This is a genomic window from Arthrobacter sp. D1-17 (assembly GCF_054130535.1).
Genome location: NZ_CP096382.1, coordinates 159,526 through 176,075 on the forward strand (window position 1 = coordinate 159,526; position 16,550 = coordinate 176,075).

Annotated in this window: 15 protein-coding genes; 4 read left to right on the top strand and 11 right to left on the bottom strand. The window is 65.5% G+C overall.

All coding sequences use genetic code 11. The features are described from left to right. Positions 1–8: 8 nt before the first annotated feature. Positions 9–971, top strand: coding sequence for a tetratricopeptide repeat protein (locus tag M1E01_RS00755; protein WP_457973226.1), 963 nt, complete (start codon positions 9–11; stop codon positions 969–971). A gap of 58 nt (positions 972–1,029) precedes the next feature. Continuing rightward, positions 1,030–1,389 carry a nuclear transport factor 2 family protein gene (locus M1E01_RS00760; RefSeq protein WP_457973227.1) on the top strand — a complete coding sequence of 120 codons (360 nt, stop codon included), beginning with the start codon at positions 1,030–1,032 and terminating at the stop codon, positions 1,387–1,389. Between the two features lie 29 nt (positions 1,390–1,418). On the opposite strand, the gene M1E01_RS00765 is transcribed toward M1E01_RS00760, so the two are convergent. Beyond that, positions 1,419–2,060 (bottom strand): LysE family translocator, encoded by a 642-nt coding sequence (locus M1E01_RS00765; RefSeq protein ID WP_457973228.1) that lies wholly within the window; start codon positions 2,058–2,060, stop codon positions 1,419–1,421. A gap of 126 nt (positions 2,061–2,186) precedes the next feature. Between M1E01_RS00765 and M1E01_RS00770 the strand changes: the two genes are divergently transcribed. Next, on the top strand, positions 2,187–2,642 hold the full coding sequence (locus M1E01_RS00770) for an Lrp/AsnC family transcriptional regulator (protein WP_457973229.1): 456 nt from the start codon (positions 2,187–2,189) through the stop codon (positions 2,640–2,642). A 126-nt stretch (positions 2,643–2,768) separates the two neighbouring features. Here the strand turns inward: M1E01_RS00770 and M1E01_RS00775 are convergent, their stop codons facing one another. Beyond that, the gene (locus tag M1E01_RS00775; protein WP_457973230.1) at positions 2,769–5,498 is read right to left on the bottom strand and encodes an FG-GAP-like repeat-containing protein; all 2,730 of its coding nucleotides are present in this window, start codon (positions 5,496–5,498) and stop codon (positions 2,769–2,771) included. 183 nt (positions 5,499–5,681) lie between these two features. Next, entirely contained in the window at positions 5,682–6,140 is a 459-nt protein-coding gene (locus M1E01_RS00780; protein ID WP_457975028.1) for an Lrp/AsnC family transcriptional regulator, read from the bottom strand. 359 nt (positions 6,141–6,499) lie between these two features. On the opposite strand from M1E01_RS00780, the gene gluQRS reads away from it, so the two are divergent. Then, the gene (gene gluQRS / locus M1E01_RS00785) at positions 6,500–7,381 is read left to right on the top strand and encodes a tRNA glutamyl-Q(34) synthetase GluQRS (RefSeq protein WP_457973231.1); all 882 of its coding nucleotides are present in this window, start codon (positions 6,500–6,502) and stop codon (positions 7,379–7,381) included. A 99-nt stretch (positions 7,382–7,480) separates the two neighbouring features. Here gluQRS and M1E01_RS00790 read toward each other — a convergent pair whose 3' ends face one another. From M1E01_RS00790 to M1E01_RS00825, 8 genes are all read right to left on the bottom strand, one after another. Next, the gene (locus tag M1E01_RS00790; protein ID WP_457973232.1) at positions 7,481–8,797 is read right to left on the bottom strand and encodes an ATP-binding protein; all 1,317 of its coding nucleotides are present in this window, start codon (positions 8,795–8,797) and stop codon (positions 7,481–7,483) included. Between the two features lie 137 nt (positions 8,798–8,934). Continuing rightward, complete coding sequence (locus M1E01_RS00795) at positions 8,935–9,420, bottom strand: universal stress protein (protein ID WP_457973233.1); 486 nt, start codon at positions 9,418–9,420, stop codon at positions 8,935–8,937. After that, entirely contained in the window at positions 9,420–10,844 is a 1,425-nt protein-coding gene (locus M1E01_RS00800; RefSeq protein ID WP_457973234.1) for an MBL fold metallo-hydrolase, read from the bottom strand. Before M1E01_RS00800 ends, M1E01_RS00795 begins: the two co-directional genes overlap by 1 nt. Before the next feature lie 165 nt (positions 10,845–11,009). Then, entirely contained in the window at positions 11,010–11,258 is a 249-nt protein-coding gene (locus M1E01_RS00805; protein ID WP_457973235.1) for an SCO4226 family nickel-binding protein, read from the bottom strand. 271 nt (positions 11,259–11,529) lie between these two features. Further along, positions 11,530–13,071: an amino acid permease gene (locus M1E01_RS00810; RefSeq protein WP_457973236.1), complete on the bottom strand. Its 1,542-nt coding sequence runs from the start codon at positions 13,069–13,071 to the stop codon at positions 11,530–11,532. 40 nt (positions 13,072–13,111) lie between these two features. Further along, positions 13,112–14,542, bottom strand: a complete 1,431-nt coding sequence (locus tag M1E01_RS00815) for an aspartate ammonia-lyase (RefSeq protein ID WP_457973237.1) — start codon at positions 14,540–14,542, stop codon at positions 13,112–13,114. 9 nt (positions 14,543–14,551) lie between these two features. Continuing rightward, the gene (locus M1E01_RS00820; RefSeq protein WP_457973238.1) at positions 14,552–15,637 is read right to left on the bottom strand and encodes an asparaginase; all 1,086 of its coding nucleotides are present in this window, start codon (positions 15,635–15,637) and stop codon (positions 14,552–14,554) included. 32 nt (positions 15,638–15,669) lie between these two features. Then, entirely contained in the window at positions 15,670–16,386 is a 717-nt protein-coding gene (locus M1E01_RS00825) for a FadR/GntR family transcriptional regulator (RefSeq protein WP_457973239.1), read from the bottom strand. Positions 16,387–16,550 lie beyond the last annotated feature (164 nt).

The following is a 16,550-nucleotide window of genomic DNA, read 5'->3' on the forward strand; positions in this document are numbered from 1 at the left end:
ATGGAAGAATGAGCGCCGGGCGGATTCCAGGACCGATGTACCGCGACAGCCGTGACCTCACTCCGTTCGGCGCCGGACAGGTCCGGACGCCCGTGCGCGAGATCGCCGAAGGCGTGGGCGGGATGATCCACGGCGTACTGGGCGGGCGGCATTCCGACCTGATCGGCGTGGAAGGCACCGTCCCCAGGCTCAAACTCCTGCCGGGGAAGCCCGCCAAGGCGGTTTACGATGCAATCTTCACCAGCACCGAACCCAACCGGCTCATTGCGCTGGGCCGGGAATACCCCGGCTGGGCCGGACTTTGCTATGTGATGGCCGGCCTGTTGTCCCACAAGCAGGGCGGATACCTGCGTGCCGTGGAGCTGCTGCAGCGCGGCCTCAGCATCAGGAACGACGACGAAGCGAACCAGTTCGCCGCCAGTTATCTCACGCGTGTGCTCACCCGCGTTGAGGTCGCGGAGCGCATCGAGGTTCCGGTGCTGTTCAGCGAGGAGGCGGTGTTCCTGGCGCTGTCCCAGTCCCTGCGTGAGACGGGCCAGACGGAAGCCGCTCTTGAAGCGCTGACCATGCTGCCGCCGTCGTTGCCTACCGCGCTGGCCAAATGCTCGCTGGCCTACACCCTCGGACGCGACCAGGAGGTGGTGATCTGGACGGAGGGCCTGCTCAACGCCGATGACCTGTCCGCCGCACTGCTGCTGGTGCGCGCCCGCTCGCTCCGCCGCCTGGGCGCGCACGAGCATGCTCAGCGGGCGCTAAGGGAGGTGCTGCGGCGACGGAAAACCAGCATGGCGCTGCGCAATGACGCCATCACCGACCGCGCCATGCTGGCGCTGGACAATGGCCGCAAATCCCTGAACCCGCGCGACTGGCGGCGCAGGCGCGCGGAGTTGGAAACATTTGAGGTCATCCGCAAGGACGTGGAGGCACGCAGGCTCTGGGAACAGGAGTGGAAGCGGCTGGACGGGGACTGACGCGTTCCCTCTTTCCCGGGACCTTGTGGGCATGTGGCCGCCGGAGTACAACGGACAAATGACTGATGCAATCCGGCAGTGGATGGAAAAGTACATTGCTGCATGGGAAACGAATGAACCCGAGGACATCCGGGCGCTCTTCACCGAGGATGCCGTGTACGCCACTCGCCCCTACGACCCTGATGCCTGGCGCGGCCGTGAGCAGATCGTGGACCGGTGGATCGCCTCCGCTGACGAGCCCGAGGACTGGAGGTTCGAATGGTCCGTGCTGGGCACCGACGGCGACCTCGCCTTTGTCCAAGGGCGGACTACCTACCTGGATGACCGGCCCAGCTACGAGAACCTGTGGGTGGTCCGGCTTGCCCCGGACGGACGTGCCAGTGCCTTCACCGAATGGTTCATGGAGCGCAAACCCTGATGCAGTGCCCTTTGCTCAGTGCCCTTTGCTCAGAGACTTGGGACCAGCGGCAGAAGCTGTTCGGAGAGGAGTGCGGCGCCGAGGCCAACCATGATGATTCCGCTGGCCAGGGTCACCCGCCGGGCCGCACCCGGCCTGGACTGCAGTAGCCTGCGGGCCAACAGGGCCACAGCGGTGTAGACGACGGCGGCCAGCAGCACGAAGGTCAGTCCGAGGAGGCCAGACTGCACTGGGACGGGCAGGGCAGCCTCCGCGCTGACGAACTGGGGCACCAGGGCCACGAAAAACAACAGGCCCTTGGGATTGATGCCGCTTGTCCCCATGCCCTGGAAGAACGTCCGCAGCTGGTTCCTGCCGGTGCTGAGGTCGTCTGCCACAGTGAAGCTTGCACCCCGCCACGACCGTATGGTCGCAACCCCCAGCCACAGCAGGTAGGCCGACCCGGCCACAGTGAGCCATCCGAGGATCTCCGGTGAAGCTGCAAGCACGGCAGCCAGCCCGGCCACCATGAGCGCTGTGTGCAGCACATAGCCGCTGCACAACCCCGCCACTGCGGGAACGAAGCTGCGGCGCCCCAGCCCGGCCGCTATGGAGTACGCCCAGTCCACCCCGGGAGTGCAGGCCAGGGCCGCAGCGACCAGCACGAACGCTAGGAATAACTCGGGGTTCACGGCGCTGCTCCTCCTTAACGGCCCCAGCGAAAAGCTACACGGGCTCTGTGGAAAGCCTAAGAAATTAGGGACCATAAGTGCTCCCGGATTTCGCGCCGCCCCGCGCTTCAGGAGTAAGATTTTTGCGTGCTTGACCATATCGATAGAAACATTTTGCGCCACCTAAAAGAGGATGGCCGGATGACCGCCACGGCGCTCGCTGCGAAGGTCGGGCTCACTGTCGCTCCCTGCCATCGGCGACTCCGCGACCTGGAGAGCGCCGGGGTGATCCGCGGGTACAAAGCGGACATCGACCCGAGTGCTGTGGGACTGGGGTTTGAGGCGATTGTCTTCGTGACGCTGCGGCAGGTTGACCAGTCCACCATGGAGATTTTCGAGAACCGCGTGGCCGGGAACCCGAATATTGTGGAAGCGCAGCGGCTCTTCGGTTCGCCGGATTACCTGCTCAAGGTGATTGCCGAGGACCTTCCGGCCTATCAGCGGTTTTACGACACCGAGCTCACGGTCCTGCCCGGCGTCGAACGGCTGACGTCGACGCTGGTGATGAAGAACCTCAAGTCGAATGCCGGTCCGCCCGTATAGCGGCAGTAGGTTTCTGACCGCTGCTCCTAGCAGAAGCAAGGCTGAACAGAAGCGGCTTGAACAGCGGCAGGCTGCGGAAGAGATTCTTCCGCAGCCTGCCGCATTATTGTGGGGACGCGTACCCGGTCAGCGCGGGTTAAGAATGGACGCCTGGAAGCCGCCCCGCCTGTCGCCGGCATAGAGCCAGAGCGTGCCATCGTGCGCCGTCCCGATAAGGCCGGGGCTGGCGGTTCCGGCGAACCGGCCCACGTTGGCTATGGACTTGTAGATGTTCCAGTTGCCACCCAGATCCCTCCTGGCAAGAACACCGCCTGTGCCGTTTCCTGGGTAAAGCCACAGCCTGCCTTCCACGGTCCTGGCCATCAGATCATTGCGGCCATCTCCCGTGAAGTCATCGGCACTGACAATCTGGTTGAACGCGTTCCAGCCGTGCCCCAGTGAGCGGGGGCTCTGCAGCCCGCCCACACCATTTCCCGGATAGAGCCAGAGACGTCCGTCGGGTGCCAGTGCGAGGAGGTCGCTCTTGCCGTCGCCGGTGAAATCGCCGGGAGACAGGAATCGGGTAAAGCCCTTCAGCGTGGTGCTCAGCAGCTTTCTCGGCAGCAACCTGCCTGTCCCGTCGGTGGGGTAAACCCAGAGCACGCCTGAAGCATCCCGTGCTATGAGATCAATCCCGCCGCTTCCGTTGAAATTGCCGGCGCTGAAGATCTGGTCATACGTCTGCCATCCGGAGTTCAGCTGCCGTGCGGTCTGGAAAGCGCCGGACCCGTTGCCGGGGTAGAGCCACAGGGTGCCTTGGGGTGTGAGCGCGAAAATGTCCGATCGGCCGTCGCCGGTCGCGTCGCCGGCTTCCCAGACCTGGCGGAACTTGTCCCAGCCAGTGCCGATGGTGACCCGGGTTGCAAACTTGCCGCTCTGGTTTCCGGGGTACAGTGCGGCGGGACCGGTTGCCGTGGTGACGAGCAGGTCCTTCTGTCCGTCGCCGGTAAAGTCCTGTCCGCCGATCAGGTCCTTGAAGGGTCCCCAGCCGCCTCCCAGCGCGGTGGGCGGCAGGAATCCACCGTTCCCGTTGCCCGGATAGAAGAAGAGGGATCCGGTCGAATTGCGGGCAAACAGACCGCCGCGGGCACCGCTGAAACCGCTGGCAGGAGCGACGGCGTTGAAGCCCCCCCACCCTGAGCCGACGTTGCTTGAAAGCAGCAGGCCGCCCCGGCCATTGCCCGGATACACCCACAACGTCCCATCGGACTTGATGCCCGCCAGATCCGCCTTGCCGTCGCCGGTGACGTCACCGGGAGTGACGATGCGCTGGAAGATCTGCCAGCCGCCGCCGATGCGGATCCGGGGAAGGAAGTGGCCGTTGCCGTTGCCCGGGTACAGCCACAGTTCGCCCCCTGAGGTGCGGCCGAAGATGTCCGGTATTCCGTCTCCAGTGAAGTCGGCATTGCCGACCACCGTGTTGAAGATGTTCCAGCCGCCGGCAAAGCGGGTCGGTGACCCGATCTTGTTTCCGGCCTGGCCGGCGAGCAGCATGAGCGAGCCGTCCCCTTCGCGGGAAATGACGTCTGGCCGGCCGTCGCCGTTGAAATCACCGGCAGAGAACTGGATCTTTGTCCATGTGCCCGGATCGGCGTTGATGGTGACGGTGGCTGACGTGGCCGTGACAGTCTTGACGGTGACGCGCGTTCCGGCATGGGTCACAAATGTCTGCCCGGCCTGCCAGGTGTGATTCGTTGCGTACGAACCCGGGAACGGCCGGGTTGACGGCATCAGGATCAGCGATGATGCAGCAGTGGCCCCGCCGCGCTGGACGATTTTGACGCCACGGTTGCCTGCATAGTCATTGCTCAAGTAGTTGTCATAGCCCACAGGCTGACGCAACTCGAGGTAGTAGGTCTCCCGACTGATGGGGTCGGTGAATTTGAGCGCCCTGTAATCAGATGTTCCGCCCCACGGCAGGAGCGTGTAGGTCCTAATACCCGTGGCCACGCCGACGTTCCGTACTTCCCTGCCGTTGCCGAGCCCCCGGGCCTCCCAGGAGGGCGAGCTGATGACCGGCATGCTGTAGCTGGACATCCCCATCAGGTCGGTGCTGTCACCGTATTCGCGGATGGAGCAGGTCGAGTCCTGGAACTGCCCTGTGCTCGTTGTGCCGACGTCGGAAATGCCGCTGCGGCACTGCAGAGAGTCCGCATGCATGGCGCCCAGCACATGTCCGAACTCGTGCGTCATCACTGGATTCGTGAAGCCGCTGATTTTTGGCATCAGGACCCGGCCGCTGTTACCGCTGCTGCTGTAGGCGACGCCGAGGGCCCAGCCTCCCAGCCGCTCTGTCGGGACGAAGATGACCAGAGCCGTGTTGGTGCTGTAGGACCACTTCAACTCCGCGGTGATCGTGTTGATGACGTCCCAGTACGGTTGCGTGGACGTGGCCTTGGAAACGTGCCCGACCTTTGTCCATGCCGGCTCCACAGTCATGGAGACACGGCCGCCTGACATCGCCTTCCAGTAGTTGCTGGTGGCGGCTATGGCGCGCTTCCCCGCCTCAACGTCGACAATGCTGGTGCCAGTGTCAGCAAGTTTCGCGGTGACTAGCCTGACCTTGATGGGTGCGGTAGCCATTGTGCCGGCCTCGGTATCCAGGGCCAGCCCCTCCGGCGGACCGTCCATAGGGACGCCCGGCGCCGACTCGTATGAGTGGTGCTCGAAGTCTTCAGGGGATTCCACCGTCAGTGCGGTGCCCTCCGCTGCGGGATCCGACGCGGCAAACGTGGGGCTGGCCGGAAGCGAAACAAGTCCGGCGGCGAAGACCAGCAGCCCGGTCGCTGCGGCAATTGAACGGGAAAAAGAGCGCATGGAGTTCCTTATTGAGACCGAACCCTGGCTGAGACCTTGGGATGGAAGTGCACCGGCAGCCCCGCAGAACGCGGCGGCAGATGCTGAATCAGGCTACAGTCGGCAGCGCAGGGACGCCGTTAGATTTTGCGCAGTTTTCCCCAATGATTCGCGCAGCACCGGCGTGGCTTGGACGGCGCGCCGTCAGGTGCGCAGCAGCCCGGTGGTCCGGTAAGGAATGACCTCGCGGAGAAACATGCTGGTTGACGTACGAACGATCCCGGGGCACAGCCGAATCTCCTCCGAGACCCTGTAGAGATCATCCGGGCTCGTGGCCACTACCCTGATCAGCAGGTCTGTGTCCCCGGCAGGGGCATGGCACTCCAGCACTTCGGGAATCTCCCGGAGGGCTGCAATAGCCTCATTGAGGTGGCTCTGGTCCAGTTCGGCGCTGACCGCCGCGGCGACCCCCCGGCCCAGCGCGGCCGGAAGCACGCGGCTGCTGTTGGGCCGCAAGGCCCCCGACGCCGTCATCCGCTCCAGCCGGGACTGGACAGTCCCGCGCGCCAGGCCGAGACGTTGGGCGAGCACCATGATGGGGAGCCGCGGGTCCTCGTCCAGGGCTGCCAGGATCCGTCTGTCCGTCGAGTCCAGCTGCTGCAATATGATCACTTCCTACTGGTTCTGCCCCCCTGCAGTTGATCATTCTGACTACTGCTGCAAGTGCGCGTTGCGCCTACTGTAGGGCCTCTGCTCAAATAGTGGCAACAAGGCAACGGCTACCGCCGGAGCCCGAAGGCTTACAGGGCTCCGGCACACCACCCGGACTCTGGACGACGCTTCCCGCAAAGAAGCCGCCGCTGATTGACACTTGTTCACGCATCGTCATTCCGCAAGCAGTGCCGAACCTCCGCAGGCGGAACCGGCACGGCAAGAGCCCCTGAGCCACCGAGCCCCGGATTCTATCCGGACCGCACGGTAGCTGAGGGGCTCTTGTGGTGTTCGGCTTTAGGCTGGAGGGCATGACCCACGCCGGCCGTTTCGCCCCCAGCCCGTCCGGTGAGCTGCACGTCGGGAACCTGCGCACCGCCGTGTTGGCCTGGCTGTTCGCGAGGTCCACTGGCCGGCGCTTCCTCTTGCGGGTCGAGGACCTGGACCGTGCCCGCGCCGGTGCCGAGGCGCAGCAGTTGCGGGACCTGGCCGCGATAGGGGTGACATGGGACGGGCCCGTGGTCCACCAGACCGACCGTGGGCGCCTTTACCAGGAAGCGATCAGCAGGCTCGACGCTGCCGGGCTGACATACGAATGCTTCTGTACCCGCCGGGAGATTCAGGAGGCCCCGTCCGCGCCGCATGCGCCTCAGGGCGCCTACCCGGGAACCTGCCGGAACCTGTCCATGGCAGAACTCCAGGCTAAGCGGCATATCCGGCCTGCCGCCATCAGGCTCCGCTCCGCGGTGAACCACTGGATGGTGGAGGACGCGCTGCACGGGAGCTTTACCGGGGTGGTGGATGACTTCGTGCTGCGCCGGAACGACGGGGTCACGGCGTATAACTTGGCCGTCGTGGTGGATGATGCGGCGCAGGGCGTAGACCAGGTGGTCAGGGGCGATGACTTGCTGCCTTCCACCCCCAGGCAGGCATATCTCGCCTCTCTCCTGAATATTCCCGCGGTGGAATATGCTCACGTGCCCCTCGTGCTGAATTCCCGCGGCGTCCGGCTGGCCAAGCGTGACGGAGCGGTCACGCTCGCCGACCTCGCCGCCGTCGGGATCGCTGCCACCGAAGCGCGCCGGAGAATTCTGGTGTCGCTCGGCTTGCCCGGCGACGGCCTGGAAGCTGCGCTGCGCGTGTTCAGTCCGGCAATCTTGCCGCGTGAGGCGTGGGTCTGGCCGGGCGTGTAGCAGTAGCTGCCCCTCCCGCCGGCCGTTTCGACGGTTCCGTGCCAGCTAGACGTCGGCGAACGTCGAGTCAGCAGGGAACCGTCGAAGCGGCGGGCCCTGCTACACGCGGCCCAGGGCGTCGATGTCCTCGAGGAACTGCTCGTGCACCTCTTTGCTCACTGTGGTCCGAGTTTCGGCGACGGCATCAAGGTAATCCTGGGTCGCGGGTCCTTTGCGGACAGCATCGCGGACGGCAACGGTGCCTCCGGACGCCAGCCCGCCGTCGTCGTACACTGCCTTCTCCAAAGCGCGCTGGGAGGCGCTGCGTGCCGCGAACTCGATATCTGCCGGGGAGAAACCCTCGGTGCGGTCGACAAGCAGCTCGACGTCTACGTCATCCACGACGGTGGCCGGGATGAAGCGCTGCCACATGGCTTCGCGGGCCTGGCGGTCTGGCAGGCCGATGGGGATGACGTAGTCGAAGCGGCCGTGGCGCAGGAACGCCGAGTCGAGCGCACGGATGAAGTTGGTGGCGCAGACCAGCAGCCGCCCGGGCTGTTCACGGAAAGCCGGGATGATTTTGAGGAGCTCATTGGTGACGCCCTGCAGCGGCGACGGAGGCTCGCCGGACCGCTGGGCCGCGATTTCCTCCACCTCGTCGATGAAGACCACGGCATGCTCGAGCTCGGCAATCTCCAGGAATGTTTCCCGAAGCGCGCCGGCCAGGCCCTTGGGGTCGGAAGCCAGCCGGGAGGGGAACACCTCCACGAAGGGCCACTCCAGTCGCGAGGCGATCGCCTTCGCGAAGGTCGTCTTGCCCGTGCCGGGCGGACCGAACAGCACGACGGCACGCGGCGGCACCACGCCGTACTCATCAGCGAGGTCGGCCTCCGCCAGGGGGAGGACCAGGCGGCGCTCCAGTAGTTCCTTCTCGCGGCGCATGCCGGCCACGTTTTCCCACAGGTCCCGTGCGAGGACCCGGCCGCCGAGCAGGCTGAGCGGCTCGAGTTCCTGGCGCTGCACGGGAATGGTCCGCTCGAAGTAGCGCAGGTTCTTCTTCAGCAGGAAACCCTGGCTCAGGAAGGCTTCCACCCGGGTCTCCGATTCGGGCATGAGGGCCGAGAGTTTGTTCAGCCCGAGCGGGGCCATCCGGTTTTCGACGCCGGCCAGCAGCGAGGTGCCGATTCCGCGGCCACGGTATTCCGGAAGGGTCGCGAGGAAGACGATCCAGCCCTGGTCATGGGCGGCGCGGCCGACGGCGGCACCCACTACGAGGTCTCCCTGCACGGCCACCACGGCGTGGTCCTTCTCGCAGGATGCCAGCACCTCGGAGAGCGCGTAGACGGGTTCGACGTTGTTGGCCTTGAGCGACTCCCAGAGGTGCAGGATGCCGTCCAGGTCCGACGTGTGAAAATCCCTGATCCGCCAGTTGGTCATGAGGTTTCTCCTGTTGTGGTTCGTCGCTGAGCCAGGCTGAGGTGCTCTGCTGAGCATAGGGGATCGCGCCCCCGCACGGGGTTGCGGGGGCGTTGCGTTACGGGACGGTTAGACGGAGCTCAAGTGGTCGACGGAGCTCAAGCGTCGGGCTGTCTGTGGCCCTTCGAGCCCTTCCACAGATGGTGGGTGCGGTGGCTGCCGTCTGTGTGAACCACCAGCACGGGGCAGTCAGCGTGTGAGACGCACGCCGAGCTCACCGATCCCAGGTGCATGCCGAGGAACCCGCCGTGGCCGCGCCGTCCCACAACCAGCATCGCAGCACCTGCCCCGGCCTCGACGAGCTTTGCCGGCGCCGGTCCACGAATCAGGTCCTGGGTGATGCCCTCAGGAGTGTCGGAACCAAAGGCCTTGTCGAGGGTTTCGGCCAGGGTTTTCGCCGCTGCCGTCTCGAACGCCTCGAAGTCCGGCGGAACATAGCCGGCATACATTTGCGGGAAGTCCCAGCACGCGACCACGTGGACCCTGGCATCGAGGGCGGGCGCCAGCCGCGCCGCCAGGCGCAGTGCCTGTATGGACGATTCCGAGCCGTCGACGCCGACGACTACTTTTCCTTCCGTTGCCATCACTGTTCTCCTTCGACGTGTTGATCCTCCGGGGCCCCGTGCGCATGCAGCCGAACCTTTTCCAACCGGGCCGCTTCCAGCCGCATGCCGGCTGCCGCGGCATCACCAAACCGGGCGTCAATCTGCACCACGTCCCGGCCCTCCCGCTGCAGGAGGCTGGCTGCTACCGCGGCACGGTATCCAGAGGCGCAGTGGACCCAGAGCCGGCCTTTCGGCAGTTCGCCGAGCCGGCCCAGCAGCTCGTGCAGCGGCACGTTCACAGCTCCGGAGACATGGGACTTGGCATACTCATCCTCCCGCCGGACGTCCAGGACCGTGTCTCCTGCAGGCTTTTCATGCATCACTGCCGCCCAGTCAACCCGAGGGTACGAAGCCACCGGAGCGCCGGGCGCGAGTGTTGCCGGGTCCGTTCCGATGGCGGCGCCGGGCCGGTCAATGCCGATGCGGGAGAGGTCGCGGATGGCGCTCTGCACGTCGTCCCGGCTGCCCACCAGCGTCAGCTTCTCCCCCCAGGGCAGGACCCAGCCTAGGTAGGAGCTGAACGACGATCCCGAGCCGTATTCGAAGCTCACGGTGCCCTTTAGATGGCTGCTGGCGAACGCTATGCGGCGGCGCAGGTCCACCACCCATTCGCCCCTGGCCAGCCGGCCGGTCAGTTCCTCAGGATCCAGCGGTTCGGGCAGGCCCAGGTCTGCCTCCCGCGGGCCGGTGAAGTTGATCGGTGCCATGTGGGCGTAATAGGAGGGATAGGCCGCGAGGTTTGCGAGGAGTTCAGCGACGAAGTGGTCCGGATCGGGATCCTTGAGCGCGTGGTTGACCTCGAGCTGCTCACCGATGGTGGAGGCCGTGGCGGAAGTCGATGGTCCCACCGAGCAGAACGATCCGAATCCGTGGGTGGGGAACAGGCCGGCTTCCGGTCCGGCCTCATCGGCGAGGCGGCGCACCGACGCGTACTGGTCCCTCGTCAGCCCGTCAGTATCCCCGGGTCCGAGCAGGTCCGTCCGACCCACCGACCCGTACAGCAGGCTGCCCCCCGAGAATACAGCCTGCTTTCCATCATCGGATGTGACGATATAGGACAAATGGGTGTGCGTATGGCCGGGAGTGGCCAGGGCGCGGAGGGAAAGACGGCCGATCTGCAGGGTCTGGCCGTCCGAGATGGGTTCCCGCTCGAAGCCGACTGCGTCTGCAGCGTTGACCAGGTACTTTGCGCTATGGGCACGGGCGAGGACCAGTCCGCCGGTGAGGTAGTCGTTGTGGATGTGGGTCTCGGCAACGTGGGTGATGCGCACTCCCGCCGCGCTCGCCGCTTCCTCGATCCGGTCGGTGTCCCGCTGTGCGTCAATCACCAGGGCCACGTGGCCGTCGTGCACCAGATAGCTGCGGTCCCCGAGCTGCGGGGTTTCGATGACGACGACGTCCATGCATCCGCTTCCTTTCAAGGCAGCGATCCTGGATGTGGATTCATAAGCCGTGCAGATCTGCACCACTTTGCCCGGCTTCCCGCAATGCAGGCCCGGGTGGATGCAGGCGGGGTGTCCGCGGACGCTTGGAAGTGGTGCAGAAATGCCGGTGGTGGTCTTGCGGGGTCAGACCTTCAGGGGGACGGGGTGAACCTCGTCCGCGCGGTGGCCTGCGCGCTCGTGAATGCGCTGCACCGCGTCTGCGGAAGGCGCCTCGGAGAGGCAGTAGACAAGTCCTGATTCGGGGTCTGCCCAGGCGCTCTTGAAGTTGACCTTTTCCTCGTCCTGAATAGCGAGATCGGCATTGTGAGCTGCCAGCAGGTCCTCCTTGGTAATCCCCTTCATATTGTGGTGGACATCCATGAATTCCGGCATGATGACGCTCCCTACGTTGATTCGTCGTTGAATACCCGGGATGAGGCTGACGGTAGACCCGGGCGGTGCGCCCGTCAAGAGGACCTGAACCTGCTTAAAAGCAGTACGACGGCGGCACGTCCGGTTCCGTGGGGACAGAACCGGACGCGCCGCCGTCGTACTCTTCGGCCCTGCTTTCAAGCCTTCCGGACCTTCCGGATCAGGCGCGAACGGACACTTGGCGCCCTTAGGAGCGGGGCCTCAAGTGTCCGTTCGCACCTCACAGGAGGGGTCAGATGCGGTCGGCTCCGCCCGGGCCGGGGCGGTTGGCGATGACGGGGGACATGCCGGTGAAGCCTTCGCGGGTTTGGGCGATGTCGTGGATTTGTTTGCGGCAGGCGTACCAGCCGGCGGTCATGAGGGCGCAGGCGACGAGGGTGACGAGCAGGGTCAGGGGGGAGTCGATGAAGACCATGACCAGCACGCCGAGGAGGAAGAGCAGGGAGAGGTAGCCGGTGTAGGGGGCGCCGAACATGCGGAAGGAGGGGCGTTTCAGCCAGCCCTTGTCGGCCCAGCGTTTGAGCTGCATTTGGCACAGCACGATGGTGGCCCAGGTGACGATGATGCCTACGGAGGCGACGTTCAGGACGATTTCGAAGGCCTGGGAGGGGACGAGGTAGTTTAGCGGCACGCCGAGCAGGGACACTCCGGCGGTGATGGCGATGCCGCCGTAGGGGACGCCTGCTTTGTTCATGCGCTGGGCGAATTTGGGGGCGGAGCCGGCGACGGACATGGAGCGCAGGATCCGGCCGGTGGAGTAGAGCCCGGCGTTCAGGGAGGACAGGGCCGCGGTGAGCACGACGAGGTTCATGATGACGTCCACGCCCTGGATGCCGATGGAGCCGAAGAAGGTCACGAAGGGGCTGACGCCTTTTTCGTAGGAGGTGTAGGGCAGCAGCAGGGCCAGCAGGATCACGGAGCCGACGTAGAACACCGCGATGCGGAAGACCACGGAGTTGATGGCTTTGGGCATGATCTTTTCGGGGTTTTCGGTTTCGCCGGCGGCGGTGCCGACGAGTTCGATGGAGGCGTAGGCGAACAGCACGCCCTGCATCAGGATGATCATGGGCAGCAGGCCGGTGGGGAAGATCCCGCCGTTGTCGGTGATGAGGCTGAAGCCGGTTTCGGCCCCGGGGACGGGGGTGCCGAAGATGACGAAGTAGGTGCCCACGATCAGGAACGCGACCAGGGCTGCGACCTTGATCAGGGCGAACCAGAATTCCATCTCGCCAAAGACTTTCACGGAGACGAGGTTCAGGCACAGCACGATGACGAGTGCGATCAGCGCCCAGGCCCATTGCGGCACGGCGGCGATCCAGGGGACGTAGTTGCCGAAGAAGTTCATGTACAGGGCTGCGGCGGTGATGTCCACGATGGTGGTGGTGGCCCAGTTGATCCAGTAGAACCAGCCCGAGACGAACGCGGCCTTCTCGCCGTAGAACTCGCGGGCGTAGGAGACGAACGAGCCCGAGGAGGGCCGGTGCAGGACCAGCTCGCCCAGGGCGCGCAGGATCAGGAACGCGAAGAACCCGCACACCGCGTAGGCGATCACGAGGGAGGGGCCCGCGGCGTTCAGGCGCCCGCCGGCGCCCAGGAACAGGCCGGTGCCGATCGCACCGCCGATCGCGATCATCTGGATCTGCCGCGGCTTCAGGCTCTTGTGGTAACCCTTATCCTCGGCGTGCAGGAGGGTCTCGGTGGCATGCGCCTGCGCCGGGACCGTGTGGTCCGTGACGGCCGTCGGGCTAGCAGTGCCCTGTTGGGAATTGGACATGGGGATCCTTTGGTTTCCGGTTTCCGGGTGGGGTGGGGCGTTACTTGCTGAGGTTGGCCAGGCGCTCGGGGCTGAGGAGCTCCTGGAGCTGCTCTGCCGTGAGGAGGCCGTGTTCAAGGACGAGTTCGGCGACGCCCCGGCCGGTGGCAAGGGCTTCCTGGGCGATGGCTGTGGCAGTGGCGTAGCCCAGGTGCGGGTTCAGCGCGGTGACCAGTCCGATGGACTGTTCCACCGTGAGGCGGAGCCGTTCAGTGTTGGCGGTGATGCCCCGGACGCACCGTACCGTAAGGGTGCGGCAGGCGGCCTCGAGGTGGGAGATGCTCTTATGCAGGCTGTGCACGATGATGGGCTCGAAGGCGTTGAGCTGCAGCTGCCCGGCTTCGGCGGCCATGGTGATGGTGACGTCGTTGCCGATGACTTCGTAGGCCACCTGGCTGACTACTTCCGGGATCACCGGGTTGATCTTGCCGGGCATAATGGACGATCCGGACTGGACGGCGGGAAGATTGATCTCGCCGAGCCCGGCGCGGGGACCGGAGGAGAGCAGGCGGAGGTCATTGCAGATCTTGGAGAGCTTGACGGCTACGCGCTTGAGCACGCCGGAGAGGTGGACGAACGCGCCGACGTCCTGGGTTGCCTCGATGAGGTCGACGGCGGTCACGAGCGGCAGGCCGGTGATCTCGGCAAGATGCCGGCAGGCGGTTTCAGCGTAGCCGGCGGGGGCATTGAGGCCGGTGCCGATGGCTGTGGCGCCGAGGTTGATCTCGTGGATGAGCAGGTCCGCCTCGGCCAGCCGCAGCCGGTCCTCACCAATGGTCACCGCATAAGTGCCAAATTCCTGGCCCAGTGTCATGGGGACGGCGTCCTGCAGCTGGGTGCGCCCCATCTTCACCACAGCGCGGAACTCCAGTGCCTTTTCCGCGAAGGCGTCTTCCAGCTCGGTCAGGGCTTCGAGGAGTTCCCGCGCGGCGAAGATAGTGCCAAGCTTCACGGCGGTGGGGTAGACGTCGTTGGTGGACTGGCTGAGGTTCACGTGGTCATTAGGGTGCAGCCGCGCGTAGTCACCCTTGGGGTGGCCGAGGATTTCCAGGGCGCGGTTGGCGATGACCTCGTTGGCGTTCATGTTCGACGACGTACCGGCGCCGCCCTGGATGACGTCCACCACGAACTGGTCATGGAGCTGGCCGTTTAGAACGTCCTTGCATGCCTGCTCAATGGCGGCAGCGCGCTCAGCGTCCAGCAGCCCCAGTTCCAGGTTCGTCCGGGCGGCGGCCATCTTCACTGCCGCCAGGCCGCGGACCAGGTGCATGTTGGTGGAGAGCGGCTGTCCTGTGATGGGGAAGTTCTCCACCGCCCGGAGCGTGTGGACGCCCCAATAGGCGCCCGCGGGGACGTCGCGGTCACCCAGCAGGTCATGCTCGGACCTGACGTGCAGGTCTTGCGCGTCCGGGAGGGTTTGGGTTTCGGTCATGTGCAGTCCTTAGTTGGCGTCGTTGGCAGGGACAGAGCGAGGAAAATCAAGGGCCTGGAGCAGGCCGACAGGCTTGCCGCCCCCCAGGACAATGCCGGCGGCGATGTCCTGGAGCGGTGCTGTGTCGACGTCGAGCACCTCCAGCGCGCGGACGGTGACCGGCATGCGCGCCCGGTCCCCGCCGTCGGAAATCTTGATGACGACGCCCCGGCCGTCCGGCAGACCTACCGCCTGGATGCCCTCAAAGCCGTCCTTTGCGAGGAGGCCGGGCATGCGGCGCATGAGCTCGGTGACGTCGCGGTCTTCGCCGGCAACCATCGCCGGGTGGCGCCGCATCGCATGTGCGACGGCGGCTTCCGGGCTTTGGGTGGCGGCTGGAGTGGTGCCGGAGGTGCCTTCCAGAAATCCAGTCGCGGCGAGCCGGCCGAAAGCGCGGGCCATTCCCGCCAGTGTCAGGGCGAAGAGCGGGGTCCCGCAGCCGTCGGTGCTGATGCCGGCAGGCTCCTCGCCGGTCAGGTCCGCCACGGCTGCGGCGACAAGCTGCTGCAGGGGATGGGACGGGTCCAGATAGCCCTGCACCGGCCAGCCGTTGATTACGCAGGTGGCGGCCATCGCGGCATGCTTGCCTGAGCAGTTCTGGGTGATCCGGGTGGCCCGCCCGCCGGCGCGCAGCCAGTCCTCGCGCTCAAGGATGCCGTAGGGCAGGTCGGTGCTGTTCTCGAGGGCCGCGTCCGTGAGCCCGTGCATTTCCAGGATTCGGGCGGCACCGTCGCGGTGTTCGGCAGCTCCCGAGTGGCTTGCGGCAGTGAGGGCCAGCAGGTCCGCCGGAAGGTCCAGCCCGGCCCGGACCAATGCCACGGCCTGCAGCGGCTTGAGTGAGGACCGCGGATAGAAGGCTGCCGCCGGCTCGCCGGCGGAGAGCAGGATGCTGCCGTCCGGTGCGGTGGCGACGAGCGAGCCGTAATGGATGCTTTCCACGAGGCCGTCACGGGTCTGGACGGCAAGCGGTTCGTGCTGAGGGAGGCGGGCGGCGGAAGAGGCAGCGTCTGCGGGCGCGGTGAACGGGGGGCTTGCGGGCATGGCGGGGGAGGGCATGGAGTCCTAGGGTGATGGGTTGCTGCTGGCGTTTACTGCTTGAGGATGGAGTCGAGGGCGTCGCCGACTGCGCGCAGGTGATCGCTCATGGCGGCACTGGCCTCCGCGGCTGAGCCGGTCTCGATGGCAGCGAGGATGCGCTGGTGTTCCATGTTTGAGGCGTGCTGGCGGTCTTCCGTGACCATGTTCAGGGTTTCGGACTGGTGGGTGAGGGCGTCCCTGATGTCTGCAACCACGCTTTCGAAGACTTTGTTGCCACTGGCGCGGGCGATGGCCGCGTGGAAGCCGGAGTCGAGCACCACCCAGGCTTCGGGATCGGTTTCGACGGCCATTGACGCCACCATGGCGCGCAGGATGTCCAGGTCATCGGCAGTGCGGCGTTCGGCTGCCAGGCCGGCGGCGGGGATTTCGATATGCGGACGTGCCTCATTCAGGTCGCGGGCGGAGAACTGGCCCAGGACCAGATCGTTTGCGACGTGGTCGGCGACGACGAAGGTGCCGCGGCCGGTGCGGGTGACGGTCAGGCCCAGGGCGTTGCAGGACCGCAGAGCTTCGCGGATTACAGAGCGGCTGACGCCGTACTCCTGTGCGAGCGCCGCCTCGGAATTCAGCTTGTCGCCGACCGCAACCTTCCCGGATTCGATGTCGCCCCGGATAGCGTTAAAGACAGCTTCGGCGGCGCTTAGGCGGGCGAGTGGCAAAGGAGCCGCTCCTTGCTGTCCGGCTGTCCGGCTGTCTGACAGGTTCACGATTAAGAATATGGCACGGGTCACACAAGGCTGTCAAATAACCGCGGCAGCGGATATGGGGTCCGCCCAACTTTCGGAACGTTCGTGCCGGATGATCCCTTTGCACAGAGCACCAAACGTTTTAGACTGTTGTCCTGCTGATATCGGTACGATCGTTCCTATTC

Coding starts and splice junctions, on each gene's coding strand:
- M1E01_RS00755 (WP_457973226.1), top strand. CDS start 9: ATGAGCGCCGGGCGGATTCCAGGACCGATGTACCGCGACAGCCGTGAC.
- M1E01_RS00760 (WP_457973227.1), top strand. CDS start 1,030: ATGACTGATGCAATCCGGCAGTGGATGGAAAAGTACATTGCTGCATGG.
- M1E01_RS00775 (WP_457973230.1), bottom strand. CDS start 5,498: ATGCGCTCTTTTTCCCGTTCAATTGCCGCAGCGACCGGGCTGCTGGTC.
- gluQRS (WP_457973231.1), top strand. CDS start 6,500: ATGACCCACGCCGGCCGTTTCGCCCCCAGCCCGTCCGGTGAGCTGCAC.
- M1E01_RS00790 (WP_457973232.1), bottom strand. CDS start 8,797: ATGACCAACTGGCGGATCAGGGATTTTCACACGTCGGACCTGGACGGC.
- M1E01_RS00795 (WP_457973233.1), bottom strand. CDS start 9,420: ATGGCAACGGAAGGAAAAGTAGTCGTCGGCGTCGACGGCTCGGAATCG.
- M1E01_RS00800 (WP_457973234.1), bottom strand. CDS start 10,844: ATGGACGTCGTCGTCATCGAAACCCCGCAGCTCGGGGACCGCAGCTAT.
- M1E01_RS00805 (WP_457973235.1), bottom strand. CDS start 11,258: ATGCCGGAATTCATGGATGTCCACCACAATATGAAGGGGATTACCAAG.
- M1E01_RS00810 (WP_457973236.1), bottom strand. CDS start 13,071: ATGTCCAATTCCCAACAGGGCACTGCTAGCCCGACGGCCGTCACGGAC.
- M1E01_RS00815 (WP_457973237.1), bottom strand. CDS start 14,542: ATGACCGAAACCCAAACCCTCCCGGACGCGCAAGACCTGCACGTCAGG.
- M1E01_RS00820 (WP_457973238.1), bottom strand. CDS start 15,637: ATGCCCTCCCCCGCCATGCCCGCAAGCCCCCCGTTCACCGCGCCCGCA.